The following is a 25,662-nucleotide window of genomic DNA, read 5'->3' on the forward strand; positions in this document are numbered from 1 at the left end:
GCAGGCAGGCTGGCGTGCCGTTTCAGCGGACGCTCGGAAACCGTTCCCTCATGTTTCCTTCGCATGCTACGTCTGAGGGAATAATGGCCAAGGACGGGATAAAGCGGGGCGTGATCACGCAGGAACACACCCAAGAAGCTTTGTCCTACGCCTATGTTCACGCCATCGCCGGCGGCGCGGGGATGAACCTTGGTGTCAAGACCGTCTTTGACTACGGGATCGATGGGTTTTTCCAGCCGATCAAGAACCTTGGCGGGATGCTGATCCCGAGCGGCTTCAACGTCGAGTTCCAGATGAAGGCCAGCACACGCTGGACGCACGAAGCTGAGAACGTCGTCTACGATCTGGACGCACGGGCGCACCGGATATTGACCGACGGGGAGCGAGGGCAGCCTCTCGCGATCCTTATACTGCTGTGCCTTCCTGAGGAGTCCGACGAGTGGATCGACGGGTGCGAGGAGCACCTTCGCCTCCGAAATTGCTGTTACTGGTATCGACCTGAAGGTCCTCCGACGAGCAACATGTCGTCGATCAGGGTCCGCATTCCGCGCGCGAACGTGCTGACGCCAGCCAGCCTTCGGGATATCGCCCATCTAGCACGAGTGGAGGCCATGGCATGAGCCTGCCTCCTCTCATCGAACAGATACCGCTCGGGTCACTCAAGCGCTACCTGAGCGCGGTAGGTTGGCGCCGTCGAGCGCTGCCCAGCGGCATCGAGCTATTCTCATATCCAGCCGGCGATGCCGATCAAATCGAGATCATCCTACCCGAGACTTCCCGATCCAATGATGTGCGTCATCGCCTGCAGGCAGCGGTAGCGACGCTTATGGCCCTCGAGCGGAAAACCATCGAGCAGGTGGTCGCGGCGATCCGGGCTATTAGCTACGACTTGGTCAGGTCCAAGCTTCCGGACGCGTCCGTGCGTCACGACACCGTCCGTCTCGACACCGCCGGCGACGTCATCCGGAGCCTGACGCGAATGCTTGCGGCCTCGGCCCACGCCGAGCTCCACGAGGGGCCATACTTCGTCCGACTCGACACGACGGCTCAGCGCTACGCCGACGAATGCAGGTTCGGGCACACGTTTCGAGGCAGCTTCGGTTTCACCATCGAGAGCCCCGTCGGCCCCAACACGCCGGAGATCGACGGCTCGCCGACGCCGGTACCGCCGCTGTCCCGTCGCGCAGTGTCACGCCTGGCGCGTGGACTGCGCATAGTCGAGGGCGCCATCGAACGGCAGCAGCCCGGCGAGATCGTTGGAAGCTATCAGGCGGGGTTGAACGCGAACGCGGTCGAGGAACTCCTCAACATGGTTGAGGCGCCTCAAGTCGGCGAAGTCAATTTTGAAATCGTATTTTCGCCAGAGTGGGGGATACCGCCTGACCTCGGGCCGGCGCTAGACGCAGCCATCCGCCAGGCCCGCGGAGCAGAGGTGCTTCGTGAGGCGGCGAAGCGCCTGCGTATCGTCCACTATGAGCGGCGACGGACCATAGTCGGCTACGTCCGCACGCTGCATTCCTTGGAAAACCCGTCGGACCTTCTGACAATCTCGGGAACCCAGGACGTGATCGTCGAGTGGGAAACCGATGAGTTCGGCCGGCGCAACATTCGCGTCGCGATGGGCCCGGAGGATTACCTTCGGGCCATCGAGGCTCACGGCTCTGGACGCCAAGTCTCGGTGTTCGGGGAACTTGTCCAGGGCGGTCGCCAATGGCGGTTGGAGAACCCGATCGACTTTGTCGTGCTCTGATGCATCCGAAGTGAGCGCTCCAGAGCAAGTATCCAGTCGGTCGACGTGAGTGTTTAGCAGACCATCTCGCACTAACGAATGGCTGCATGTCTCCGACGAGAAATTTGACCGGATCGCCGGGGCAATCGATGCCTTCTGACGCGCGTCTCCTCTGCGCCTGTCAATCCGACGACGGCCCGAGCCGCGCCGTCAGACCGTGAGGGCCGCCTCCACGGCCGTCCGGGCGTCCTCGCACTTGCTCGCGTGCAGCCTGCCGGATGCCCATCGCCAGATCGTGTAGCCGTCGGGCCCGTGCTTGCCGATCTGACCGCTAGGCGCGACGTTCCACTGCCCCTCGGAAATCAGCCGGAGAACGATGCGGGCCCGGTCGCCGGTACCGTCGATGTCGAACAGCTTTCGCCGGCTGTCTTCCGACAGGAGGTGATCGCCCTTGGTGTCGATGGCCACGACCGTGCGATCCACCCAAACCAGGAAATCGGGCCAGAACGTTGCCGTCGAACCGCTATCCAGAAGCGGAATGAAGTAGCCCGATCCCTCCGGGTTGCGGCACCACACCCGTTGCGTGCGGTCGAGCGAACGGGCGATGTCTAGCTCAAGGCCGTTCAGACCGCTGTAGGCAGGGTGTAGCGCGTTTGAGAAAGTGACCGCATCTGCCGGGTTCACCGGCACCGGTCCCACGGCATACGGCGGATCGTCGTCGTTCTGCAGCAGCCGGCTGTGCTCGATATAGGCCGAAACAACCTCACCGGCGATCTGGCGGACGTGCGTCGCGGCGAGGCTGTTGATTTCGACGAGAGCGTCGAACTTAGGAAGTTCGATGTCGACTAGGTTCACCGGCCCGCCTGCTCGACGCAAGCCGCCGGGGAATAGGCGTTGGAGCTCACGCCGGAAGATGCCCCGGACGGTCACTCTATTGCTGTGTTTGACGTCCACCCACTCAAAGGTCGAGGAGCCCTTGATCCCGATCTCCTGCAGTACCTGCATTCGGCTGCCAGCCCCGACGGTATTCTCGCCGCCTGACCTGAAATCCATCATGCCGCTGACGATGCGACCAATGGGATCGCGCGCCGGGCCAGAATAGATCGAGGTCGTGGGCACCAGTCGCTGCCTTGACGGCATCTCGCGATATCGCTCGGCCCGCCGGTTCTCCGGACGGATTGTGAGTTCGATTGACGGATGCTCGCTCGAAAGCTGGGACTGAATGTCTTCGATGATGTCCTCGAAGACACCCTTCTCATCGGACCGGATGTAGAAGTGAGCGGTGTTTAGGATGGGATCTGCGTAATGTTGCGCGTTGGGCTGCCGTAGCACGCGCCCGATCACCTGGGTGATCTGTCGCGTCGAGGCCATTTCCTTGTCGATGTACGCGAAGCCGCAGAACGGATCATCCCAGCCTTCCTGGAGCGCCAGGTTGAAGATGATGTGCTTGAAGTCGCCCCGAATGAAGCGGTCGTAATCGCGGTCGGCGCCGCCGAAGAGGTTGAACGTCGGCGGCGGGGGCGTGTCCTTGCCGAAAGTCAGCTGCGAGTAGACGGCGATTTCTGCGGGATCGATCCCGGACGCCACGAGGTGGCGCCAGATCAGGATCGGCCGTGCGGCCCGCTCCTCGAACGAGCGGGCGGCGTCCTCCGCAATCGGGAGACCGTCCACCGTGTTCGTCGTGCAGACGTAAATCGCCTTGGGCCGGAACGGGTCGTCGGCCTGCGCCGCCGCATCGGTCGCCATCGCCAGGTCGGCGAGCAGCGCGTCGACGGCGGTCTCCATCGGAGTCACGTAGCCGCCGACATTGATCCGCTGCTTCACCAGGCCGCTATCGACCACGTCGCGGCTGGCTACCGCGGTGCGAAAGTCCTCGTCCTTCCAGTTCCGATCCTCTCGAAGGCGTCCGATGACGCGCTCCAGCGACTGCGGGACGCTCGGCGTGGCGCTCGCCGAAATCAACGCGTCTGGGTCAAGCTCAAGCAGCCGACCCGTTTGCAGGTCGGAGAGGTTCTGGCCTTCGTCGTAGATCACAAGGAGCGGGCGCCGCTGACCGCTGGGCAGGCGGCGCCGCTTTAGCGTCGTCCATAGGGATTCGTCAGCCAGATCCAGTTGGGTCTGGAAGATGCGCCGGTCGTTGCCTTGGTCGTCCTGCCGCGCGAACTTTCCGACAGTCGCGACAAGCATGAGCGGCGTGTCCCCGTCCTCGATATGTGACGGCGAGAGCTCAAGGAGGGGCTTCACGTTGAAGCCCGGGATATTGGCCGCGTATTTGCCGTGAGCCAGGTTCGCGTACGTCTGCCAAACGACGACACGTCCCTTCGAGAGCCAAAGCACAACCGGCTGCAACGGCAACCGAGCTTGCATTTGCGTCACCGCGTCGGCGAGGATAACCGTCTTGCCGCTACCGGTGATCGACACCAGCATTTGAAAGAAGGGGATCGACCGGGTGCGGTCAATGGTGAGCGGATTGACGGCGTAGTCGCCGAAACGCTCGGCTACCTGGGTCGCCGCCGTCGACTGAAACGGGAAAAGGTCCATTACGCCGCCTCTTCCTCGCCACCCTCGTTATACCGCTCGTTCTCGTCGAGCCCGAGGTGAGCGAGGATGCGGTCGGGGATCTTCCAGAAGCGCACGTTGGGCGTCTGGAAAGTCTCGTAGCGAGCGTAGACGTGGAAGGGCGGCTTGATGCCGGCGCGCTTCGCCTCGGCTGATATGACCTTGTAGCTGTCTAGGTCTAGCGAGCCGACGGGCCCGCCGTTGTTCCAAATGAGGAAGTAGCCGTCCCCGTTCTCGTCCCGCCCGACCAACGTTTGGTAGCCGTCCTCGTCAAAGCGGAGGAGGCTTGGGGCGGTGCGCCGGTGCGTCTCCCAGTGCGAGGTGATGACGACGTCGATCAACTCGTCTCTCTTCATGTTCATGACTGCGCGGGCGTCGATGGTCCTCGTCAGGAGCCGGTACTCGAAGCCTCCGCCTAGGGCGTGGACCGCCTTTCCGTTGGGGCGTTCGCCCGTCACGGCGTTCCGTAGCCTCTGCCACGTCAGCGTCCTGGCGTACTTGTCGCCGGCCTCGGGGGCGCCTTGCTCAATGAGTATGAAACGCCGGTGCGCGTCCGTCTCGTCGTTCAGTTGCAGCACGGCGTGCCCGATGGTTCCGGAGCCCGCGTAGGGGTCGAGGACCAGACCGGAAAGCGGACACCAAATCTGGATGATTTTTCGGATGAGGCTGAGAGGCTTCACGGTCTCGAAGCCATGGCCCGTTCCCACGATCTTTTCAAGCTCCTCGATGCCCTCGCGGCTACGCCCCGACTCGGTGGCAGCCCAGGACACCGCGCCGATGCTCTCCAGTCGGTCGGGATCGGCCTCGTCCATCCAAAAGGTCGTCGGCACGGAGCCGACCTTCACGTGTGAGGCGTGGACCTTCAGCATTGGCTGGGCGTCGCCCTTCACGCCGAAATACAGCTTGGGCCAGTTGCCAGCTTCCAGACGCGCCATTGCGGCTTCTCGCGCCGCGACGAGTTTGGGATGGGTCTGATCGAACTTCACGTCCCGACGGGTCGGCGCGCCTTTGATAACCAGCGCCTTGGGTTTGCCGTCCTTGAGCTCTCGCTCCTCGTACGCCGCCCCCCATTCGGCGAGCCATTTCTGCATCGTGGGCTTCTCGAAAGCCCAGTGCCGAGTTTCCAAGGGATAATGCAGCTCGCCCGTGAAAGGAGATTGGATCGCATAGGTCATCGTCCGGTGGGACGTCGGGCTGCGCTTGCCCGTGAGATCGCCCTGTTTCCAGTCGCCGATCTTGTCTTCGTCTCGGTTGCTGAACCGCTGGTCCGCCTTCTCGGAGCGAGGAAGCATCTCGGTCACACTAAGGATCTTGTCCTTGGCGTAGACGAGAACGTACTCGGTCGTGGTCGACACGTGCCGGGCGTTCTTCGGGGTCGTCTTCTGCCAATTGATGATCGCGATCCGGTTCTGCTCGCCGAAGACCTCGTCCATCATCATTCCGAGGTGGAATAGTTCGTTGTCGTCGATGCAGATCGCGATGACACCGGTCGGCTTCAGCATCGCCCGCATCATCTGCAGGCGAGGCATCATGGTCTTGATCCACTTGGTGTGACGGGAGCCGTCCTCCTTGGCAACGAGGGTCCCAAGATCGGGATCGTTCGGATTGGCGTCCCATTTATCGTTGTACCGGAACTGCTGCCCCGTGTTGTAAGGCGGGTCCGTCACGACCAAGTCGACCTGCCCTCGGTACTTGTAGAGGGTTACCATCGCCTGGAGGTTTTCGCCCTCGACGAGCAAGTTCAGCGACTGTTCGGCCGGAGAGCCCACATGTAGTTTCGGCTCGCGTCGCATCATGCGGGGCCTGACGCGCTTAGCAATCTCCATGGCGGTGCGCTTCCCGTGGAAGCTCAGGGCCACGCCATTCGACAGAAGGCCCTTCGCGAGCTTTAAAAGCTCCTCGCGGTCCATGGTCTCCAGTGCGTCTATGTCTTTCAAAGTCTCACCCAATGACGCCACCACGCGTGACAATTCGAAATCGTCCTAAGCCAAGGATTTCGATTAACACGGAACGGGCGTGGAAGGGATCCCGAACGACGAGTACTTCACACCCCGTTGGCCAACTGCGGGTCGGTCGGCGTCTCGCCGACGCGGGCCGGCACCGCCCTTTGGCGCGGTCGGGCGACAGGTCCAGAAAGGCCGTGAACTCGCGCACCTGCCGGACATAATCGCGCTGTGTGTGCTCGCCGAACCGGCGAATGGTCATGTCCTCGATCATCCGCTGGCGCAGCGGGCTGGCGGTGACGGGATCGGTCATGGAGGCCTCCAGGGATCAGGGGGAACGACCCCAAATCCTCGGATGCAGCGCATCACATACGAAATCTCAGCTATGACCGCGCCGCACCGCCCTGCCGCGGGAGCGGCTTAGAAGCTATGGACGGCGCCATCCAGCAAGCAGGTAACGCCGGATGGCGTTGGATCCGCATTGATACCTGCTGTAGGATTTACAGGCCGTACTGTTCCTCATGATCAATAGCGTGGCCGCAAACCAGTCGTCGAAGCGATCCCTCATTACAAACGGCGCCACGCTCGGCCAAGAACGCTGTAGCGTCGCAATCGTCCCCATTCCAGCGAATCGCACCGTATTCGTGAGCGAAGTGCCTTAGGGCTGCATAGGATCCGGCGCCCAGTCCGCGCGCTACGGCCTCAAGGGCGTGGCCATGCTTCACATTGGGGAAATGGACCCACACGTCCCGCTTGATCTGATCCAAACTTGCCTTGTCGAGCCTGACGAGCACCTCGTTCATGGAGACCTCCTGTCTGGCCAACATGATGCCGTCGATGGGCCGAATAGCAATGGCGGGTACGAAAGTGTTCCACATTTTCACTTTTTTAGCTTCAATTGAGCTTGCGCGCTCATGCTCACGGGTTATTTGTGGGGTATAGGCGACGTATCGGCCTGCCGCGCCCTTGCGCGGCAAACGCGATGATCAAACTCCGGCGTTGTCCGGATTTCGCGATGGAGCCGACAGATGCCGTCTTGCACCGAGACCATGATTTCGCGCCTGCCCACGTTCTCGGATTTTCTGAGCCCGGCCGAGGTCGCGAAGGCGACCGAAATGAGCAAGAACGCCCTGGCTGTCCGGCGTTGCCGCCGGTGTGCGCCCGCCTTCGAGCGACTGGCGAACGGGCGTGTCGTCTATCCTCGCCAGGAAGTGGTGATGTGGCTCAAGACCGGCATGCGCATGCCTATCCGTGTCGCTCCCTCGCCTTCTCCTTGACCTTGGTCCGACGGGTCTTCGCGACAAGCCCATCGGCGGCCTCCGCCTCGCCTGCACGCCGCAGGGCCGAGGCAGCGGCGAAGGCATTCGCCGGGTTATCCTTGGCCCATGACAGCACGACCTTCTTCTGTGCATCAGAGCCGGTCGCCAGGAAGCCTTGAAGGTCTTCCATCAGGGGCTGTCCCAGAGCTCGCCCGATGGCGGCGGTCAACCCCGTCTCAAAGCCCTTTTGGAGATGCCGAAGCGCAATCCCGACGAGCACGCGCTGGTCTTTAGGAATGGCGTTGAAGTCGAACATCCTCTGGCGCGGAGCCGGGGTGGCAGACGGAATACGGGGACTGTCTGCGCTGACCCTCTTATGGCGCATGGCGATCAGCGTGGCGGCATCAGCACGTAGCGCCCTCGCCCGGCTGCTCATGATTGCCGTAGTGGCGAGGCCCGCTCCGACGGCGATCGAGAAACCCGCACCTGCGAGTAAGGCGCCACAGGCGGCGAGCAGGAAGGCGGTCTTGCGCAGACGGCGCGACTGCAGGATGCGGGCGAAGCGGAATGCGCGGTCGATCCGGCGTTGACGCAGGCGCCGGACCGCTTGATCCGCTTTGCGGATCGCCTCCCGACGGGCCTTGAGCGACATCCTTTCCTCGCTACGCCGCTGCTCATGAGCGCGCTTGCGTCGCGCATCTGAGAAGAGCTGACTGGACTCACCATCGATGGCGGCCTCGAAGACTCCTCGGCGGATTTCGCTGTCGACGCGCTGCTCGGCGCGGCGATGGGAGAAAATCAGCCCGTCGCGAACAACCTCGGCGAGGGGACGCGCTCCTGCTCGAAGGAGGTCGAGGTCGTCGGCTTCTATAGCCGGAATCGATGGGCCTATCCTCTCAAGCGAGCGCTCGAGCGAATAGCCCGCGCCAGTCGCGAGATGGACGGCCATCAACACGTCGCGCCGATCTCCCAGGGCGATGGCGAAGCCAGCGCGTGCGAGAGCGCGAGGGACTGGCAGGGATGGTCCAGCTGAAGCAAGGGCCCTGGCGAGAAGGCGTCGAAACTCCTTCGGCGGCATCTTGGTTCGAGCGCCCTGCTGACGGTCGTTCTCACTGTCGCGCGTGCGGTTTCGTACTGGCTCGTAGTTCGCGAGGATCGCCGCCATGGCACCCTCGCCGCGTTGTCTAAGCGTCTCTTCGTTTTTTCTGATGCGAGGTCCCGGCGTGATCAACTCGCCGAAATCGATCTCAAGGACGCGGCTGGCTAGTTCGTCTGCGCGATAGTTCAGCTTCGACGACAGCACCTTTCCGGTCGTTGGATTGACGGCCGGAAAGAGCAGATGGATGTGCATCGGGCGATTACCCTTCGCGTGGATGATTACCTTCATGGGGTGGCCAGGCGGAATGTGATGCTCTCTTCTGACCACATCGATGAGCCGTCTGATCCCCTCTTCCGTGAGCGGCAGAGATGGTGAGCATTTGACATGGACCGTCTTGATCTTCGCCCTCGGGTTGGCTGCAGCGAGCGCGGCATGCATCTCGAGCGTGAGCCCGAGACCAGGTGGACAGGCCACATCGAGGTCGTGGCGTTCGATGACGACCTCATTGTTCTCAGCGTCGAGGAGATGCCGCACGCGATCGGCGTCGCCGCCGACGTAGCTGGCGCGGATGATCACGACCTGCTCCTGGTGAGCGTCGCGACGACGGCCTGGAGCGCACCCTTGTGGGCATCCCGAAGGGCTTCCAGATCTTGAACGGCTTCCGCTCGAGAACCGCCGCGATTCAGGTGATGGGCGATCTGGTTCAAGTTGCTTCCCTGAACGGCCAACTCACCCAGCAGGCGCCGAAGAACATCCGCATTGGCAACCGCCCGGCGGATGTGACCAGCCTTGACGACGATATCCAGGTTTCTTGCGACCAGCTCACGGGCCAGCTGTCCCGGCGTGAGGCCGCGCGCGGCGGCCGTATCGAGAAGCTTCTGACGGCCCGCAGCCGTCAGGCGGAAGCTCACCGGACGCTCCTGCACCTCACTGATGTCCTTCTTCCGGGCTGCCATGGCAGGCCTTCCGTGCGTAGCGCGGACAACCCGATCGCTATGCGGCGGCGGGGGTCCACGGGGGTGTCCCCCTGGCCAGAGACTTGGAGACGAGCCGATCTCGTCTACAAGTCGTCACTGGCCTAATATTCCCTTACACTGAGCGTTCAGGATATACGCTTATGTTAATGAGTAGATCAATCACTTATAATTCACGTATAACTTCTTAGTCTAACCATCATTCGCGGTTGACTAACGCTCGCAATGACGCGGTGAAATGCATGTAATGATGCGGTCTTGTCCCGTATAAGCTATTAATAACGGCGCGAGGATTTGCACATGTCCGATCACGACAACGCCCTGAAGTTCAAAGAGCCCGCGAGCCAGCCGACGCTCAAGGACCGGATCCGCGAGCATTATCTTGCGATCGAAGAGGCGCGGACGCGGGTGAAGCCCGTGCCGTGGAAGGCAATTCTTGACACGCTTCAAGCCGCTGGCATCGCGATCGAGCCGCAGCTTCTGGCAAACTACATCTGCCAGATCCGCAAGGAGAGGCGCGTTCCGACCCTGATAAACCAGGGCGACGAACCGGCGCACGGAACTCGCCCGCTAAAGACGCAAGCGGCGGCGCCAGAGGCGGGCGACGGCAACCACAAGCCGCTTCCTCCCAACGCCGGCGGCCTTCGAATGCCGCCCCAGCTTCACTAGCCCATCTTCCTTGTCAGCCGGTCAGGGGCCGCTTTGGAGACCACCGGTGATTGGGAATGAAACCGACCACCATTCAGCATTCAGACCAATGGAGATTTCTATGACGACGACGAAGGCTGCGCCCCGGCGGGGCATGAAGTTCATCCTCGCTGCTGCTGGTGGTGGGGGGAAGAGCACGCTGGCGATGCTGATGAGCAGCACTGCCCATTACCGCGGTGTCCGTACCGACGTTTTCGACGTCGACCCGGCGAACCCGACCCTGCGCCGCTACTTCAAGTCCATGCCGGAGCAGCACGTTCTCCAGGACGACCGGCCCGATGCGATCGTCCCGTTCTTTGAGAACTTCGTGTTTGGCGACGACAGCCCGGCAGTTGTCGATCTGGGAGCCAACATCGAGGGGAGCGTCCTGCGCTGGCTGAACGACCGCGGGGCGGTGGTCGCCGAGAACATCCGCTTCATCGTGCCAATCTCGAAGCGCGATGGCCTCACCGCCGCCGCTCGGATCGTGATGAACTGTGGCGCCGCCCCAGTCCTGCTGGTTCACAACGAGGCCGGTGGCCTCGATGCCGAAGCGGCGGTGGCTGACCCAGCCTTCGCCGACCTGGTTGCCCAGGTTGGCCCGCCCGCGCGGCTGCCGCCCCTGGGCACCACTATGGCTGATGTGCATCGCACCAGCGTGCCTCCCCATATCATGTGCAAGGGGCCTAACCGCTTCGCGGCTCAGGGCGCCCTGATGATGATCCGCAGGGTCGAGGCAGCCTTCAGCGACCACCCTGATTTTCGGCCTTGGTAAGGTGACCCGCTTCACGGACAAGTTGCGGGTTAAGACCGGCGTGCGCGACGGCGACCCTGTCGCGCCTGTTTTTGATGCGATCGACGACCTCAACGTTAGGGTCGTGGTGGCCGAAGCTGGCTACGATGCTGCGGGCACGCGGGAGGCCGATATCCGGCGCAAGCTGACCCGTGACAGCATCCGCGTAGGGCTAGTCGTCTCCGCCGCAGCCACCGGCCTCGCCATTGCGGCCTCTGCGGGTCTCTTACGCGCTGGCGAAGATCATATCGCGGGTCAGGTTCGGGCGCTGGATCAGGAGCGAACCCGCAGCTTCAATGCCCGCGTTGAGAAACGTGCGTCCGAGCTGGCCTTCACGGCAGTCACCGACGCCAACAATCGCGCTACTAGCGCAGAGGCACTCCTCGCGATCGCCCAGGACAAGGTGGTGGCGCTGGCGAGCAGTGCCGGCAGCCAGGCGCGTGATCTCCTCAAACTCGCCTCGACGGCGTCGAGGGAGGACGTGGCCGTTCTTCTCAATCTACAGCGTCACAAGGACCAGAATGTTCGTCGGGTCTGCGGCGCGCTCACCGAGGCGTCGCCAGCGACGATTGGCATGCTGCTCGATCATTTCATAGCCAACAAGGGCAAACTTTAGAACCTAGAAGGATCATCCCGATGGAATTTGACTTCGACAACGACGTCGCGCGCGACCGCGATTTCGACGAGCTGTGGTTCAACCACGCGTCGCAGCTCATGAACATGCGCAACTTGACCCCGATAAGGGCCGCCGCCGCCTCACTCGCGCTGATGCGCCGGGTCTTCGGATCCGACGTCGGGTTCTCGTCGTGGCTATCCAAGCAGGAGGCCCGGAGACATCCGCGAGACGAATAGCCCCTTATCGCCGGGGCATACCCGCCTTCTCACACCGCGACGCGATGAAGCGCCGTGGACAACCGGCTGGTGGAAAGGTCCATCCATGCGCCCCACCGCTTCGTCCACAGCGCTCGCGGCGATGATTTCTGGAAGACCGGCGAGTGCGGCGGCGCCACCATTATGGTCGGCTCGGGCGGGTCTGACCCGTCCCTGCGCTAATCTGACGACCAGAGCTCGATCCGGTGACAATGTACGGTGCCGGCCAAGGAGGAGCGCGAGGGCGGCGTGACTTGCCTTCGTCGAGGGTGCCAACTCCGGTGACCGACTTTGGAAGACTTGCCCGTGCCTCGCGCTCCCATGACGAGCAGGGCTCGCCCCCGGCGTCCGTTGACGGGGCCGACGAAGGGGGGCGAGGGAGACATGATTGGCGTTCGTCGCATGTGACGACCTGGGAAGGTCTGACCCGCCCCTCGCGCTCCTACGACGACGGCTCGATCCCGGCGACCATGCATGGCGCCCAGCCAGAGAGGAGCGCGAGGGCGGGGTGACCCATCCTTTCGTCGAAGGTGACGACACGGACTGGCGACTAGGGAAGGTCAGGCCCGTCTCTCGCGCTCCTATAACGTCCAGCGCTCTAGCTGGTTGCCAGCCAAGGGGGGGAGAGGGAGGCGTGACTTGGCCTTAGTTGAGGTTGACGACACGGGCTATCGCCGAGGTCAGGCCCGTCCCTCGCGCCCTTCTAACGTTCAACATTCGACCTGAGAGGCCGCGCCCGAGTTGTTCGTGGGGCAGGCGCGGGAGAAGGGTTGGCGTCACCCCGTTGACGGTGTCGATGCCGATCGACACGAATGATTTTCTATCCCGCTCGCGCCTGACGCGCACAACGCGCCTATCCGCGCATGGTGCGCCTGCAACTAACTAACTCAACGTGCGGGATAAGGCCTTCGGCCTTACCCGCCGTTGAGTTAGTTAGTTGAGATTTGAACGAAGATCGGCGCAATCTAATTCAACTATTTATTCTCCATTATCTAACAATATTTAGTTGGAGTTTGAATATGCCAAATAGGGTTCTCGGGCTGTCACTCACATGCACCGGAGATCGCCTTGCCAAGCCTAAGCGCTTCCCCATATCGCGCCAAAGATCCCGCCAAAATTGGAGCTCGGGAATTCCTCGCTGTACCTGCATTTCAGCGAAAACAATTGTCTCTCACAGTTGCGAATGGAGGGGTTGGAAAATCGTCCTTGTGCGTAGCCGAAGCCGTTACAATGGCGTCGGGCGAGTATCTGAGTTCCGGGATAAAGTGTGATATCAGAGTCTGGCTCGTCAACGTAGAAGACGACATTGATGAAATCGATAGGAGGATTCAGGCCGTAAAAGATAACTATTTTATCAATGATGAAATGCTAAAAGGTAAATTATTTGTAAATTCTGTTGTTCGACCTCAGGTTTCAATTGCATCGAGCTCAAAAGAAGGCACTAAAGTTCAAACCACAACTGTAGATCAATTTGTTAAGCAAATACACGATAACAAAATTGATCTGGTATTTATTGATCCATTTGTTGCTACACACTCTGTTTCTGAAAATGACAACATGGCAATTGATGAAGTTGCTCGCCAATGGATCGAAATTGCAAGAAAAACAAATTGTGCTGTCCATATTGTCCATCACGCTCGTAAGGTTGACGGAGGAGAAGTTGACGCCGAAAGCGCCCGCGGCGCAGTTTCATTACACGATGCCTGTCGGTACATGAGAACTCTTAACCGGATTAAATCAGAACAAAATGTAAAGCAAGGTTTTCTTGCTAATCAAAACATTGTCAAGATCGATATTCGGAAATCTAACTACTCCAAATTAGAAGATTCTTCTTACATAGAACTTGCAAGCTGCACAATTGCAAATGGTGACGAGGTTGGTTATGTGCTTCCCGTAGAACGATCTGCTCGCCCTGCTTCTCCAAAATCAAGTCCAAAAAGCTCTACGAACCCAACCGGCTCGGTAGCCGCCCAAGCAGCGGCGAGTGCCACAGATCTCCAGATTCTCACCCAAGTCGCTGGGTCTCAGGTGGTCAGAGAGGACGATACACACAAGGACTGGCTTGGTAATCGAGCCGCGAAAGTGCTCGGAAAAGATAAAATAAAAGACAGACAATGGCTAATTGATGCCGTTAATATTTGTCTTAGTCAAGGAATGATTATTGTAACGACAAGCTCTAATACAAGAGGCCCTAAATTTAACCGACTCATTCCTACACCATCTTCGCCTTAAGCTACGGAACAACATAATTGGGGGCGAGGGCGATGCGTCAATATTCCGATGCATCGCCCATTTCTACCCGCTTGTAGGTCGCCATTCCGGCGACGACGAAATAGCAGCCACCAGGCGTCGTGGGTCATCGCGGCTGCTCAATCTGGATACTCGTGCGCCAGCCGGTCGTAGGCGTCCTCATCAGCGGCGTCACCGGACATCGCATGCTCAATCTCGCGATCATCAACAAGCACGCCGCCGAAATGCCCGACGACGGCACGCGCCAAGCGCGGGTCATCGAAAGCGATGCGGATGATCTCTGAGCCAGGCGCGCTCTCGAGCACCCGGAACCCGATTTGCCAATCGCCGCACCAGCTTTCGATCCGGTGTAGCCGCTCGGGCGCTGCAGCGGCCTCGAGCTTCATTTCGACCCGATGGATGAAGCCTGTCATCACGCTCACCCTACGACCGGAACTTCATCAAGCCGCGTCGTGTACCGCGGCGACCGCATCTCGAATTTCGTGACCCACGCCTTCTTCTGGCGAGCGATGCCTGCCGCCGCGGGGAAGACAACGCCACGTCCTAGCTTGCGGTTGCAGGCGTCCAGGGCTTCCATCAGCCGGCCCGACTTCTCCCAATCCAGGGCGCCGATCAGCGCCCGCTGGGAGGCCTCCAGCGGCACGAGGTCGACCGTCATCAGACCGGCCTTGGCGTAGCGGTAGCCGGACTTCCAGATCCGTCGGGCGCCCCACTTGGCAGCACGGACGAGGACGAGTGTGTCGTTGCTCGCCTCGGGGAAGTCCACGGTGGTCGAGACGGAGCGCGAGGGCCCGCGATCGTGCGGCGAGGTGTGGAAGAACACCGTGACGTGATCCGTCGCCAGACCGTGGTGACCCAGCTTCTCGCCAAGCCTCGTCGCATGGGCGGCGATGGCTTCATGCATCATCTCAAGGCTCTCGACGCGACCGGCGAAGCTCCGGGTAACGGCGCATCCTTTCCGGGTTGGCGCGATCGTCTCCAGATCGATGCAAGGCGTCCCCCGAAGCTCATGGATGATGCGCTCACCGACCACCGTCAGGCTCTTCCGGGCGAGCTTGGGATCGAGCGCGGCAACGTCGGCGGCGGTCCGACATCCGAAGGCGGCGAGCTTGACGTGGCTCGCGCGACCGATGCCCCAGACGTCCCCTAGATCCACCAGCGGCAACCATTCCCGACGAGCCTCCTCGCTGGTGAGGTCGCAGACGCCGCGCAGCTGCGGGGTGCTCTTCGCGACCTTGTTGGCGAGCTTGGCCAGGGTCTTGGTCGGGCCGATACCGACGCAGGTCGGGACGCCCGTCCAGGTCGAGACCGTCGAGCACAGATCCCATCGCCTCGCGCTGCTCAGGTGCCACGGGGGTCATGTCGAGAAAGGTCTCGTCGATCGAGTATATCATCGATGGTTGGCGGGAACCCGACGTCGACGCATATCTGCTGTACTTCGGCGCGCTACGTCCCAGGGCCTCTTCGTCAGAACAGGAAGTCCTCGGCGTCGTCCTTCATCGGCGCGTTGACGACGACCGGGGCTTTCGCGCTGGCCTGGGCGGGAAGGATGGAGCCGACGATGGCCTTATGGATCGAGCGTTCCCCGACCATCGTGTAATTCGGCCAGACATGACGCTCGATCAGGCCGGCGACAGTGGCGCCCGGATCCTCGGGCATGGCCACGTCGGCAACGGAGCGGTCGAGTTCCGCCGCACCGGACGCGATGAGGTCGCTCATGGCGCCCGCGCTGGAGAAGGACAGCCGCGCGGCGGCCACGACGGAACTGAAACCGCCGCCTTCGCGGGTGAGCTGATCGAGGGTCGCGCCGAGCCGATCTCCGGTCTGGCGCATGGCCGATAGCGAACCGCCCATGGCCTCGTTAAGCGCGGTGAAATGCGCCGCGTCGAGCCGCCCGCCCGTCTTGAGGCCGCCCGAGGTCTCCTGCATCCGGGCGAAGGTCGGCGTCAGCTGGGCCGCATCGGTCGCCACCTGGTCGGCGGCGGATTTCAGCTCCTGCGCGATGACGACGAGGCTGCGCCCACCCGTGCCGATCCGGGCCGCCCGCAGGCCGGCATTCATGCCGATTAGCACGATACTAGAGACGGTTTCAGCCAGCGCGGCGACGGTATCCTGGCAGGTCTCCAGCACGGTCGACATGGCGCTGTTGACCCGGTCGACGCCGGCGCGGGCGCAGTTGCATTTGGCGAGCAGATCGGAGGCCTCGGCCAGATCGGCCTCGAGATCGTCCAGGAACGAACCGGACTTGCCGCCATCGCCCTGATAGAGCGAGCGCACAAGATCGAGCAGGCCGGCGGTGTCTCCGGCCAGCAGGGCGAGCGCCGCCTCGATCGAGTCGGCGTCCTGGGCGAGGGTCTGCGCGCTCTCCTGGAGCTGGGCGGCCTCGAGGCGACGCAGCACGATGTCGGCGCCCCGGCGCGCCTCGTCGCCTAGACCCGCGCCGGGCCCGGTGCCCGCCGCGACGGCCGAGAGCAGGCGCAGGGCCTTGATCGCATGTTCGAGTTGCTGACGGATGCTGTCGCCCGATTGCAGGGAGATGATGGCGCCCCCTGCCGCCATGGCGATCTTGCCCGAATGGGTGGCGGCATCGCTGGTCAGCACGACGCCGCGCTGCTGGCGCGCCGCCACCTCGGCCAGGGTCTGCTCCAGCTTGCCGGCGAGGCCGGACAGGGCGAGACCGTACTGCCCCTCGAACTCACGCTGCGCCTCCAACGCCGAACCGAGCAGCATGCTCAGATGGTCGTGATCGCGGGCGCAGTTCTGGATGGTGCGCTGGGCCTGGGTCGTCAGCGCGACGATCTCGCTGGTGAAGTTGCCAAAGTCGCGGCCGGCGGCCTGCACCGAGACCGCTTCGATGCGGGCGCTGCGGGCGAGAAAGATGATCGGTCGCATACGTCCCAGCAAGCGCTGAAGCGTCTGGGAGGCATCCTTGCTGTGCGCGGCGAGTTGCTGCAGCACTCCCGTCTCCTGCAGCAGGCCGTCATTAATGGCGCGCAGTTCAACGGCGAGGCCGGACAGCGTCGTCCCGGCGCGGGCGATCTCGGGTCCGGACAGTTCGGAGGAGAGCGTCATCAGCCGCTCTTTCAGTCCCGCGAAGAGGCTCAGGCCCTCCCCGAGCTGGCTTCCCGCGCGCGCGAAGGTGACGTCGATCTCGCGGGCGGTGCCCTCGAGGGCCTGGATCAACCGCGACAGGGCCGGGTCATGTCCCGCCATCGGCAACCCGCCTCCCCCGCTACCCAACTCAGACGCCCCGCGCATTTTCGCCCCCCGGCATCGGCCCCTGGGTGGATTGCGGCCACGCCATGATTTCCTGAGGTACACGCGAGAGCTTGACGATCCGTTCGGCCGCGCCGAGATCGATCGCCTCCTTGGGCATGCCGAAGACCACGCAGCTCTCGGCATCCTGCGCCAGCGTGCGGCAGCCGGCCTTGCGCATCTCGAGCAGGCCGCGCGCGCCATCGTCGCCCATGCCGGTCATGATGATGCCGAGCGCATTGGCGCCGGCATATTGCGCCGCCGAGCGGAACAGCACATCCACAGAGGGGCGGTGGCGCGAGACATGCGGTCCATCCTTGATCGCGACCCGGTATTGCTGGCCGACGCGCTGGAGCAGCATGTGGCGGTTGCCCGGCGCGATCAGGACGCGGCCGGTGGAGACCTCGTCGCCATCCTCCGCCTCCTTGATCTCCATGGCGCAGATACCGTTCAGCCGGCGCGCGAAGGCGAGCGTGAACTTCTCCGGCATGTGCTGGACGACCGCGATGCCGGGGCAATCCGCCGGGAGTTGCTCGAGCACCTCGCGTAGCGTCTCGGTGCCGCCGGTGGAGATGCCGATGCAGACGATTTTGTCGGTGGAATGCCTGACGCGGCCGAGTACTGGCGGCGGCAGGATCGCATCTGCCGTCAGCTTTTTCTCGATCGCCATGCGCGGTTCGCGCGTCCGCACCTTAGCCTGGGCCGCGGCGCGCACGGCATGGCGCAGTCGATCGGCTGTCTCCATCAGGGCGGTGCGTGTGTCGATGCGCGGCTTGGGCAGTACGTCCACTGCACCGGCCTCCAGCGCATCGAACAGAGCCCGCGAACCGGCCTCGGTCAGGGTCGAGCAGATGATGACGGGGATCGGCCGCTGCGCCATGATCTTGCGCAGGAAGGTGAGCCCGTCCATACCAGGCATCTCGATGTCGAGGATCATGACATCGGGCAGTTCGGTCTGCAGCCGCCGGGCGGCGGCGAAGGCATCGGCCGCCGTGCCCATAACCTCGATGCCCGAATCCTCCGACAGGATGGAGCTCAGGACCTGGCGGACGGAGGCCGAATTGTCGACGATCAGCACGCGGATGGGTTTGCGGGTCATGCCGCCGACCTCGCGCCGGCAGGAGAACCGGCCTGGTAGACTGTGGGCACGACCGAGCGCAACTGATCGACGCCGCTACCAGCCATCGATTCCGAATGGCCAAGCATCAGAAAGCCGCCGGGCCGCAAATGCGAAGCCAGTCGCGAAAGAACCGCGTTCTGGGTCGGCTTGTCGAAATAGATCAGGACGTTGCGGCAGAAGATCACATCGACGTCGCGATCGAACGGATAGGATTCGTCCATCAGGTTGAGGCGTTCGAAATGGACCGTGCGGCGCAGCTCCGGCGTGACCCGGACGACGTCCTCGCGCGGATTGCGCGAACGCATCAGGTAGCGCTGCTGCATCGCTGCGGGAACCGGCGCGACAAACGCGCGCGGATAGATCGCGGCGCGCGCGTCCCGCAGGACCTCAGTGGACACATCCGTGCCCAGGATCGAGAACCGCGCGAGCTTGCCTGCCGCGACCATGTCCTGCAGCACCATCGCCGCCGTATAGGCCTCGGCTCCAGTAGAGGAGGCGGCACTCCAGATTTTAAGCTGCGGCGGCCGCCCACCCTGGCGCTGCGTGATCTGCGGCACGGCGACATCGCGCAGGAACTCGAAATGGCTCGGCTCGCGGAAGAAGTCGGTCTTGTTCGTGGTGACGCAGTCGATCAGATGGACGAGTTCGTCGTCCAGCCCGCCGCGCTCGAACAGATGCGCGCCATAGGCCTGCAGGCCGGGCAGCGCCAGCGCGCGCACGCGTTTGCGCAGCCGGCCCTCGACCATGGTGCGCTTGGTCTGCGGCAGCTTGATGCCGACGCGCGCCTCGATGAACCTCGCGATCGCGTTGAAATGCTTGTCGGAGAGATGGTCAAGAGGTGCGGATGCAGGCTGAGTGCTCATGTCAGGCGGCCTTCTCAGGCGCCACAGACGCGAGGCCCTGCAGGTCGTCGGCCTCCATCAGCCGCTCGAGATCGAAGACGACGATGAAGGCTTCGCCCTTGCGGCCGATGCCGGCGATGTAGTTCGACTGCCAGCGGCCACCGACATCGGGCGCCGCCTCGGTGTGGTCGTCGTCGAGGCCGGTGACCTCGAAGACGCGATCGGCGACGAAGCCAACGCCCATCGTGCGGCCCTTGACGGGCACGTCGAGGATGATGATCCGGGTCGCGTCGGTGGGCTCAGTGCGGGGCAGCCCGAGCTTGGTGCGCAGATCGACGATCGGGTATCCGGCGCCACGGACATCGATCATGCCGAGCAGAAAGTTCGGCGCATGCGGCAGCTTCGAGATCGGCCGCATGTCGAGGATCTCCCGGACGTTGCGGATGTCGATGCCGAACAGCTCCTGGTCGATGCCGAGCGTCAGATATTGGGCGGTATCAGCCATGATAAGCCTCGCGGTCAACGCTTGATGTGAAGGCCCGGCCCCTGCTCGCGCGGGAGGGCGGTGACGTTTTCGATGGCTCCGCAGTGTCCCCGAAGGTTCGATCACGCCTTTGAGCGAACTGCACGGGCCTGCTTTGAGTTGGATCAGGCTGGCATCGCGCGTGGAGCCCCCGCCCCACTGGGGCGAGGGCTCCTTGTCGTTGTCAGGAGGCGCGGCTGAAGGCGGCGTCTCGCTCGTCGCCGGCGTCGTCGAGGGCGAAGTCGAAGCCGCCCTTCGAGCCCTTGGAGCCCTTGGCGGAACGGCTGGGCGGCGGCGCCTTGCGGGGCTGGGCGGCGGCCTTCATCTGCCCGGCCTTGGCCTTGAGCTGGCCGACGGCACGGTCGGTCGCGGCGCCCGCATCGTTGGTCTTGAAGAAGGCGATGGTGGCCTGGAGCTGCTCGGCCTGGGAGGCGAGTACCTCGGACGTGGAGGAGACCTCCTCGGAGGCTGCCGCGTTCTGCTGCGTGACCTTGTCGAGCTGCTGGATCGCCTGGTTGATCTGGCTCGAGCCGACATCCTGCTCGCGACAGGCGGCGGTGATTTCCTCGACCAACTCGGCGGTCTTCTTGATGTCGGGCACGAGCTTGGCCAGCATCGCACCGGCCTCCTGCGCGACCTTGACCGTGTCGACCGAGAGCGTGCCGATCTCGGCCGCAGCCGACTGGCTGCGCTCGGCGAGCTTGCGCACCTCGGAGGCCACCACCGCGAAGCCCTTGCCGTGTTCGCCCGCACGGGCGGCTTCAACAGCTGCGTTGAGGGCGAGCAGATCGGTCTGGCGGGCGATCTCCTGCACGATGTTGATCTTCTGGGCGATGGTCTGCATCGCCTCGACCGCCTTGCCCACCGCGACGCCCGAGGCCTCGGCATCCTTAGCCGACTGGCTGGCCATCTTCTCGGTGGTGGAGGCGTTCTCGGCGTTCTGCTTCACATTCGCCGCCATCTCCTCCATCGAGGACGAGGCTTCCTCGGTCGACGAGGCCTGCTCGGTCGAACCCTGCGAGAGCTGCTCGGCGCTCGACGAAAGCTCCTGCGAACCCGAGGACATGTTCTCGGCGGCCGAATTCACCTGGCCGACGACCTCACGCAGCCTCGTCACCATGTTCTCCAGCGAGATCCCGAGCGTGTCCTTGTCCGAGAGCGGCTTGGCAGCGACCGTCAGGTCGCCATTGGCGATGGCGTCGGCGACGGCGGCGGTGGCGTTGAGGTTGGCCGTCATGGTATTGAGCGAGGCCACGAGATCGCCGATCTCATCCTTGCTCTTGACCGCGATGGTCTGGCTGAGATCGCCGAGGGCGACCGCGTTGGCCAGGCCCACTGCGCTGGCGAGGCCGCGGCTGATGCTGAGCGCGATCCAGGTGGCGGCGCCGACGGCGATCAGGAGCGAGCCGAGTACGATCGCGAGGAGGAGATTCTTGGCGAACTGGGCTTGCTCGGCCGCATTGCGGCTGATCTCGGCCATCTGAGCATTGGCCATCTTGCTGTAGACGCCGTAAGCGTCGCTGGCCTGCAGCGCCGCAGAGCGAACCTCCGTCATCGACATCTGCGTTGCCTTGATGGTGCCGGCCGCGGACGCGATCTTCGCCACGCGCAGGATCGAATCGATGGCCTTTTCGAAGGCGCCGAGCATCGCGCTCGTCGGAATGCCGGCCTCCTGCAGCGGCCCTGCGGTTTTGGCGAGCAACTGCCTGACGACGACCGCCTGGCTCTCGATCAGCTTGTGGTCCTTCTCGACCCCCTCGACCGTCGCCTCCGACAGCATCACCGAGACGAGGCGCGAAAGCTGCAACCATTCGAGGCGGGCATTGAGGAAGCCGATCCCGGCACGCAGCAAGTCGGGTGACGCCGCGGCATCGGTCGCCGCCGCCACCACGGGATTGGTCGCCGCCGTGACGGCGGCACTCAGACCTTGGGTCTCGCTGGCCCAAAGCGCGGCGGCACGGTTGGCCGAGTTCAGTTTGGCGTTGGCCAGGCTCCGCGACTGGGCCTCGACGAAGACCTTGCGCTTGGCATAGGCCTCATCGAGCACCTTTTTGCCCGCAGGCGAGGCGATGCCGTACAGTTCCGTATGGAGCTTGTCGGCGGCGGCGTGAAGGCTCGCATTTTCCGCGATGAACCGCTCCACGTCACTGTCGGTCGTCGACATGATCGCGTTCTTCTCAGAGCGCACCTCTAGCTGCATCTGGCTGGTCAACTCATCGACGGCCTGAATGCGCCTGGATTGTTGAATGATGTCGGTTTGGGCCGCCGTGACGGTGCCGAGTTCGACATAGGCGACGCCTCCCGCGATCATCAAGAGGGTGATCACGGCGCCGAAAGCACAAGACAGTTTAGCTTTTATATTGAAACGCATTGTATAGCCCTCCAGCTAGAAAATGGAACTCAACCCAGAATCTTGGACATCGCGGGAACGATGACGAAGTCGTCGTTCCATTTGGTGATGAAGCGGATGAACTCGGGCCGCCAATGGCTGCCCAGCCGCGGCGTCTGCTGGGTGTGCCGGGTCGAAACCTCGGTGACCTCGTAGACCTTGTCGGCGAGCAGCCCGAGCGCGACGGGGTCTCCGTCGATCTCGACCTCGACGACGACGATGCGCGTGTCGGCGGTGGCCGGCGTCTGCGGCATGCCGAAGCGGATGCGCAGATCGGCCAGCGGAATGACGTTGCCGCGGACATTGATCAGCGCCGGCAGGAAGCTGCGGGCGCCGGCGACGCGCGTCACCGGCACGGGGTCGATGATCTCGCGGACCATGTCGGTCTCGACCGCGAAGATCTCGTTGCCCAGCCCGACCATCAGCACCTGGAGATCGGTTTCGGCGAGGGGCGGCGCCCCGGCATGCGCGCCCTGCGGGCTCGCTTGCATCTGAACCTGGCTCATCACGCGGCCTCCGGCGTTCTGTCGCTCTCGGCCCGAGCCTGGCCGAGCGTCACGAGCTGGGCGACGTCCATGATCAGCGCCGCCGAGCCATCGCCGAGGATGGTCGCGCCCGAGAACATGGTGACGTCGGAATGCAGCTTCGACAGCGACTTGATCACCGTCTGGTGGCTGCCGATGATCTGGTCGACGACGAGGCCGACGCGGGTGTCCCCGATCGAGGAGACGATGACCTTCTGATGCGGATCGGGCTGGCCCTCCGCATCGAAGACGTCGCGCAGGCGCAGGAAGGGTACGAGCTCGCCGCGGACATTGAGGAAGCTGCGGCCCTTGGCTCGGGCTTCTGCCTCCGCCGTCAGCTCGATGCACTCCTCCACCGCCGAGAGCGGGATGATGTAGCGGCCCTCGCCGACGCGGATCAGCAGGCCGTCGATGATGGCCAGCGTCAGCGGCAGGCGCAGCGTCACCGAGGAGCCGTGGCCGGGAATCGTGGTCAGGTCGATGGTGCCGCGCATCGCCTCGATGGTGCGCTTGACCACATCCATGCCGACGCCGCGGCCCGACAAGGCCGAGATCGTCTTGGCGGTGGAGAAGCCGGGATGGAACAGGAACTGGTGGATCTCGTGTTCGCTGAGATTGGCGCCGGGCGCGATCAGCCCGTTCTCCTCCGCCTTGGCGCGGATGCGGGCAGTGTTGAGGCCGGCGCCGTCGTCCTGCACGGTGACCAGCACCTGCGCGCCGACATAGCGCGCCGAGAGCTCGATGCGGCCCGTCGCCGATTTCGAGGTGCGGGCCCTATCGTCGGCATTCTCGATGCCGTGGTCGATGGCGTTGCGGATGAGATGGACCAGCGGATCGGCGAGACGCTCGATCATGGTCTTGTCCATCTCGGTGTCCTCGCCGATCGTGACGAAATCGACCGGCTTGCCGAGATCGCGCGAGAGATCGTGGACGAGGCGGCGGAAGCGCCCGAAGATCGAGCCCATCGGCACCATGCGCACGCCCATGGTGGTGTCGCGCAAGCCAGACGCCAGGCGCTCGATCTCCTCGGCGATCGCCTTGATCGCGAGATCGCCGCCGGAATGGGCGATCTGGCTGAGGCGGGCCTGGGCGATGACGAGTTCGCCGACCCGGTCCATCAGCTCGTCGAGGCGCTCGGCCTGGACGCGCACCGTCGTGGTGCCCTTGTCCTCGGCGCGGCGGTTCAGCTCGGCCTTCTCGGGAGCGGGAGCCGCGGCGGCGGGCGCAGCTGCGCGGGCGGCCGGAGCGGGAGCCGGGGCGGCCTTGGCCTGTGCAGCGGGCTCGGCGACCGCGGGAGCCGCATCGCCCGGCATCGACATGTCGAGGCCGAAACCGGGCTGCCCGGCTTCGGCGAGCGGCGTGACGACCAGCTTCATCTCGTCGCGGACGAACATGAAGACGTCCTCGATCTCGTCCTGCGAGCAGGCGCTGTCGAGCGTCACGGTCCAGGAGATCAGGCAGGCCTCGGGATCGAGTTCCTCGATGACCGGCACGGCGCCGAGATCGGCCTCCACGGTGCAGGGCCCAAGCGCGCGCAGATCGTCGAGCAGGACGAGCGGGTTGGTGCCGTTGCGCAGGATCTCGGGCTCGAAGGCGATCTCGATGCGCCAGCCGGCCTGGGCCGGCTCCTCCGCGGACGGTCCGTCGGCGGCGTCGGGCTCGCCGACGGGGGCTGCGCCCGTCGCGGGGGCGGAGCCGCCGCCGATCAGGCGCTGGAGCTCCTCGACGATCGCCTCGCCGATGATCGGGTCGGTGGAGTCGGGATCCTCGATCAGCGTGCGGATATAGTCGCGCGCCGAGAGGGAGACCGTGACGATGTCGTGGTTGGCGTCGATCTTGCCCTTGCGGATCAGGTCGAAGGCGGTCTCGAAATCATGGGTGAAGGCCGCGACCTTGTCGAAGCCGAACATCGCGCCCGAGCCCTTGATCGTGTGCAGCGCCCGGAAGGCGGCGTCGATCAAATCGCGATCCTGCGGCGTCTGGCCGAGATCGAGCAGCACGGTCTCGAGCGAATCGAGCAGCTCGGCGGCTTCCTGCCGGAAGATGTCCGTCGGATCGAGTTCCATCAGGCCCTCACGAGTTTGGCGACCACCCCGAGGAGCTGCTCGGGCTTGAACGGCTTGGTGATCCAGCCCGTCGCGCCGGCGGCCTTGGCCTCCTGCTTGACGGCATCGTCGGATTCGGTGGTCAGGAAGACGATCGGCACGCCCATGAAGGCCGGCAGCGCGCGCAGCGCCTTGATCATCTGCATGCCGTTCATCACGGGCATGTTGAGGTCGGTGATGACGAGGTCGAAGCTCTGCGCCTTGGCCTTGGCGAGGCCCTCCGCGCCGTCGCCGGCCTCCACGACAATGTGCCCGGCCGGTCCCAGCACGAGCTTGATCATCTGCCGGACGCTCGGCGAATCGTCGACAGTGAGAATGGTGGCCATGGTCAGTTCCCGGAAAGTTCGGAAGGCACGGCACCGGGGGGCGTCACCCCGGCGCGCAGGAAGGCGGAGCGGGCGCTGTCGGTCATCCCGGTCAACGCGAAAGGCAGGCCGCGCGCCGCGTAACTGCGCTGCGCGCTGACGATCGTCTGTACGAAGGTGATGTCGGCCTGCTCGACGCCGGCGCAGTCGATCTCGATCCCGGCCCCGGCTCCGAGAAGACCGACGAGGGACGCGGCCGTTGCCTTGGCGTGACGTAGGGTACAATCCGCCCCTGCCGTATATGATGCGCGCTCCATGGCAATGTTCTTGCTCATCACGTTCCTAATCTAACCTTACGTCAGCCGAGAATTCCGTGCTCGATATATAGAATTTAGATCAAATAACTTATTTTTTAGTAAAAAATACTGTTTTCCTA

Annotated in this window: 25 protein-coding genes; 8 read left to right on the forward strand and 17 right to left on the reverse strand. The window is 63.5% G+C overall.

Annotated features, from left to right (window positions below; translation table 11 throughout):
- Positions 1-83: 83 nt before the first annotated feature.
- Positions 84-620 (forward strand): DUF4365 domain-containing protein, encoded by a 537-nt coding sequence (locus SJY11_RS22720; RefSeq protein WP_376988983.1) that lies wholly within the window; start codon positions 84-86, stop codon positions 618-620.
- Positions 617-1,750 carry a hypothetical protein gene (locus SJY11_RS22725; RefSeq protein WP_376988984.1) on the forward strand — a complete coding sequence of 378 codons (1,134 nt, stop codon included), beginning with the start codon at positions 617-619 and terminating at the stop codon, positions 1,748-1,750. The genes SJY11_RS22720 and SJY11_RS22725 overlap by 4 nt, the downstream gene beginning before the upstream one ends.
- A 189-nt stretch (positions 1,751-1,939) precedes the next feature.
- Here SJY11_RS22725 and SJY11_RS22730 read toward each other — a convergent pair whose 3' ends face one another.
- From SJY11_RS22730 to SJY11_RS22745, 4 genes are all read right to left on the reverse strand, one after another.
- Complete coding sequence (locus SJY11_RS22730) at positions 1,940-4,270, reverse strand: DEAD/DEAH box helicase (RefSeq protein ID WP_376988985.1); 2,331 nt, start codon at positions 4,268-4,270, stop codon at positions 1,940-1,942.
- Entirely contained in the window at positions 4,270-6,198 is a 1,929-nt protein-coding gene (locus tag SJY11_RS22735; protein WP_376988986.1) for a site-specific DNA-methyltransferase, read from the reverse strand. Before SJY11_RS22735 ends, SJY11_RS22730 begins: the two co-directional genes overlap by 1 nt.
- Before the next feature lie 31 nt (positions 6,199-6,229).
- Positions 6,230-6,544: a hypothetical protein gene (locus SJY11_RS22740; RefSeq protein ID WP_376988987.1), complete on the reverse strand. Its 315-nt coding sequence runs from the start codon at positions 6,542-6,544 to the stop codon at positions 6,230-6,232.
- Positions 6,545-6,731: 187 nt separating this feature from the next.
- Positions 6,732-7,208 carry a hypothetical protein gene (locus tag SJY11_RS22745; protein ID WP_376988988.1) on the reverse strand — a complete coding sequence of 159 codons (477 nt, stop codon included), beginning with the start codon at positions 7,206-7,208 and terminating at the stop codon, positions 6,732-6,734.
- A 51-nt stretch (positions 7,209-7,259) separates the two neighbouring features.
- Between SJY11_RS22745 and SJY11_RS22750 the strand changes: the two genes are divergently transcribed.
- Entirely contained in the window at positions 7,260-7,508 is a 249-nt protein-coding gene (locus tag SJY11_RS22750; protein ID WP_376988989.1) for a hypothetical protein, read from the forward strand.
- On the opposite strand, the gene SJY11_RS22755 is transcribed toward SJY11_RS22750, so the two are convergent.
- Together SJY11_RS22755 and SJY11_RS22760 are read right to left on the reverse strand one after the other, a co-directional pair.
- Positions 7,477-9,165 (reverse strand): hypothetical protein, encoded by a 1,689-nt coding sequence (locus tag SJY11_RS22755; protein WP_376988990.1) that lies wholly within the window; start codon positions 9,163-9,165, stop codon positions 7,477-7,479. The two genes, SJY11_RS22750 and SJY11_RS22755, sit on opposite strands and share 32 nt — an antisense overlap.
- Positions 9,162-9,545, reverse strand: coding sequence for a hypothetical protein (locus SJY11_RS22760; RefSeq protein ID WP_376988991.1), 384 nt, complete (start codon positions 9,543-9,545; stop codon positions 9,162-9,164). The genes SJY11_RS22755 and SJY11_RS22760 overlap by 4 nt, the downstream gene beginning before the upstream one ends.
- Positions 9,546-9,863: 318 nt before the next feature.
- Here SJY11_RS22760 and SJY11_RS22765 point away from each other — a divergent pair, with 318 nt between their 5' ends.
- The 5 genes from SJY11_RS22765 to SJY11_RS22785 all read left to right on the forward strand — a co-directional run bounded on the left by SJY11_RS22765 (position 9,864) and on the right by SJY11_RS22785 (position 14,145).
- The gene (locus SJY11_RS22765; RefSeq protein ID WP_376988992.1) at positions 9,864-10,232 is read left to right on the forward strand and encodes a hypothetical protein; all 369 of its coding nucleotides are present in this window, start codon (positions 9,864-9,866) and stop codon (positions 10,230-10,232) included.
- 100 nt (positions 10,233-10,332) lie between these two features.
- The gene (locus tag SJY11_RS22770; RefSeq protein ID WP_376988993.1) at positions 10,333-11,025 is read left to right on the forward strand and encodes a P-loop NTPase family protein; all 693 of its coding nucleotides are present in this window, start codon (positions 10,333-10,335) and stop codon (positions 11,023-11,025) included.
- Position 11,026: 1 nt separating this feature from the next.
- On the forward strand, positions 11,027-11,659 hold the full coding sequence (locus tag SJY11_RS22775) for a hypothetical protein (RefSeq protein ID WP_376988994.1): 633 nt from the start codon (positions 11,027-11,029) through the stop codon (positions 11,657-11,659).
- A gap of 20 nt (positions 11,660-11,679) precedes the next feature.
- Entirely contained in the window at positions 11,680-11,895 is a 216-nt protein-coding gene (locus tag SJY11_RS22780) for a hypothetical protein (protein WP_376988995.1), read from the forward strand.
- A 1,086-nt stretch (positions 11,896-12,981) separates the two neighbouring features.
- On the forward strand, positions 12,982-14,145 hold the full coding sequence (locus tag SJY11_RS22785; protein ID WP_376988996.1) for an AAA family ATPase: 1,164 nt from the start codon (positions 12,982-12,984) through the stop codon (positions 14,143-14,145).
- Positions 14,146-14,282: 137 nt separating this feature from the next.
- Here SJY11_RS22785 and SJY11_RS22790 read toward each other — a convergent pair whose 3' ends face one another.
- The 11 genes from SJY11_RS22790 to SJY11_RS22840 all read right to left on the reverse strand — a co-directional run bounded on the left by SJY11_RS22790 (position 14,283) and on the right by SJY11_RS22840 (position 25,561).
- On the reverse strand, positions 14,283-14,576 hold the full coding sequence (locus SJY11_RS22790) for a hypothetical protein (protein WP_376988997.1): 294 nt from the start codon (positions 14,574-14,576) through the stop codon (positions 14,283-14,285).
- Between the two features lie 5 nt (positions 14,577-14,581).
- The gene (locus tag SJY11_RS22795) at positions 14,582-15,319 is read right to left on the reverse strand and encodes a DUF4113 domain-containing protein (RefSeq protein ID WP_376989400.1); all 738 of its coding nucleotides are present in this window, start codon (positions 15,317-15,319) and stop codon (positions 14,582-14,584) included.
- 311 nt (positions 15,320-15,630) lie between these two features.
- Positions 15,631-17,376 carry a hypothetical protein gene (locus SJY11_RS22800; RefSeq protein WP_376988998.1) on the reverse strand — a complete coding sequence of 582 codons (1,746 nt, stop codon included), beginning with the start codon at positions 17,374-17,376 and terminating at the stop codon, positions 15,631-15,633.
- A 28-nt stretch (positions 17,377-17,404) separates the two neighbouring features.
- Entirely contained in the window at positions 17,405-18,517 is a 1,113-nt protein-coding gene (locus SJY11_RS22805; RefSeq protein WP_376988999.1) for a protein-glutamate methylesterase/protein-glutamine glutaminase, read from the reverse strand.
- Positions 18,514-19,401, reverse strand: coding sequence for a CheR family methyltransferase (locus SJY11_RS22810; RefSeq protein ID WP_376989000.1), 888 nt, complete (start codon positions 19,399-19,401; stop codon positions 18,514-18,516). Before SJY11_RS22810 ends, SJY11_RS22805 begins: the two co-directional genes overlap by 4 nt.
- Position 19,402: 1 nt before the next feature.
- Positions 19,403-19,885 (reverse strand): chemotaxis protein CheW, encoded by a 483-nt coding sequence (locus SJY11_RS22815; RefSeq protein WP_376989001.1) that lies wholly within the window; start codon positions 19,883-19,885, stop codon positions 19,403-19,405.
- 202 nt (positions 19,886-20,087) lie between these two features.
- Positions 20,088-22,274: a HAMP domain-containing methyl-accepting chemotaxis protein gene (locus SJY11_RS22820; protein ID WP_376989002.1), complete on the reverse strand. Its 2,187-nt coding sequence runs from the start codon at positions 22,272-22,274 to the stop codon at positions 20,088-20,090.
- Between the two features lie 29 nt (positions 22,275-22,303).
- Positions 22,304-22,783 carry a chemotaxis protein CheW gene (locus tag SJY11_RS22825; RefSeq protein ID WP_376989402.1) on the reverse strand — a complete coding sequence of 160 codons (480 nt, stop codon included), beginning with the start codon at positions 22,781-22,783 and terminating at the stop codon, positions 22,304-22,306.
- A 14-nt stretch (positions 22,784-22,797) separates the two neighbouring features.
- The gene (locus SJY11_RS22830; RefSeq protein ID WP_376989403.1) at positions 22,798-24,885 is read right to left on the reverse strand and encodes a chemotaxis protein CheA; all 2,088 of its coding nucleotides are present in this window, start codon (positions 24,883-24,885) and stop codon (positions 22,798-22,800) included.
- Positions 24,882-25,247: a response regulator gene (locus tag SJY11_RS22835; protein ID WP_376989404.1), complete on the reverse strand. Its 366-nt coding sequence runs from the start codon at positions 25,245-25,247 to the stop codon at positions 24,882-24,884. Before SJY11_RS22835 ends, SJY11_RS22830 begins: the two co-directional genes overlap by 4 nt.
- 2 nt (positions 25,248-25,249) lie before the next feature.
- Positions 25,250-25,561, reverse strand: a complete 312-nt coding sequence (locus SJY11_RS22840) for an STAS domain-containing protein (RefSeq protein WP_376989003.1) — start codon at positions 25,559-25,561, stop codon at positions 25,250-25,252.
- Positions 25,562-25,662 lie beyond the last annotated feature (101 nt).

Origin of the sequence: Allobosea sp. R86505 (genome assembly GCF_042466375.1) — a bacterium.
Lineage (GTDB): Bacteria > Pseudomonadota > Alphaproteobacteria > Rhizobiales > Beijerinckiaceae > Allobosea.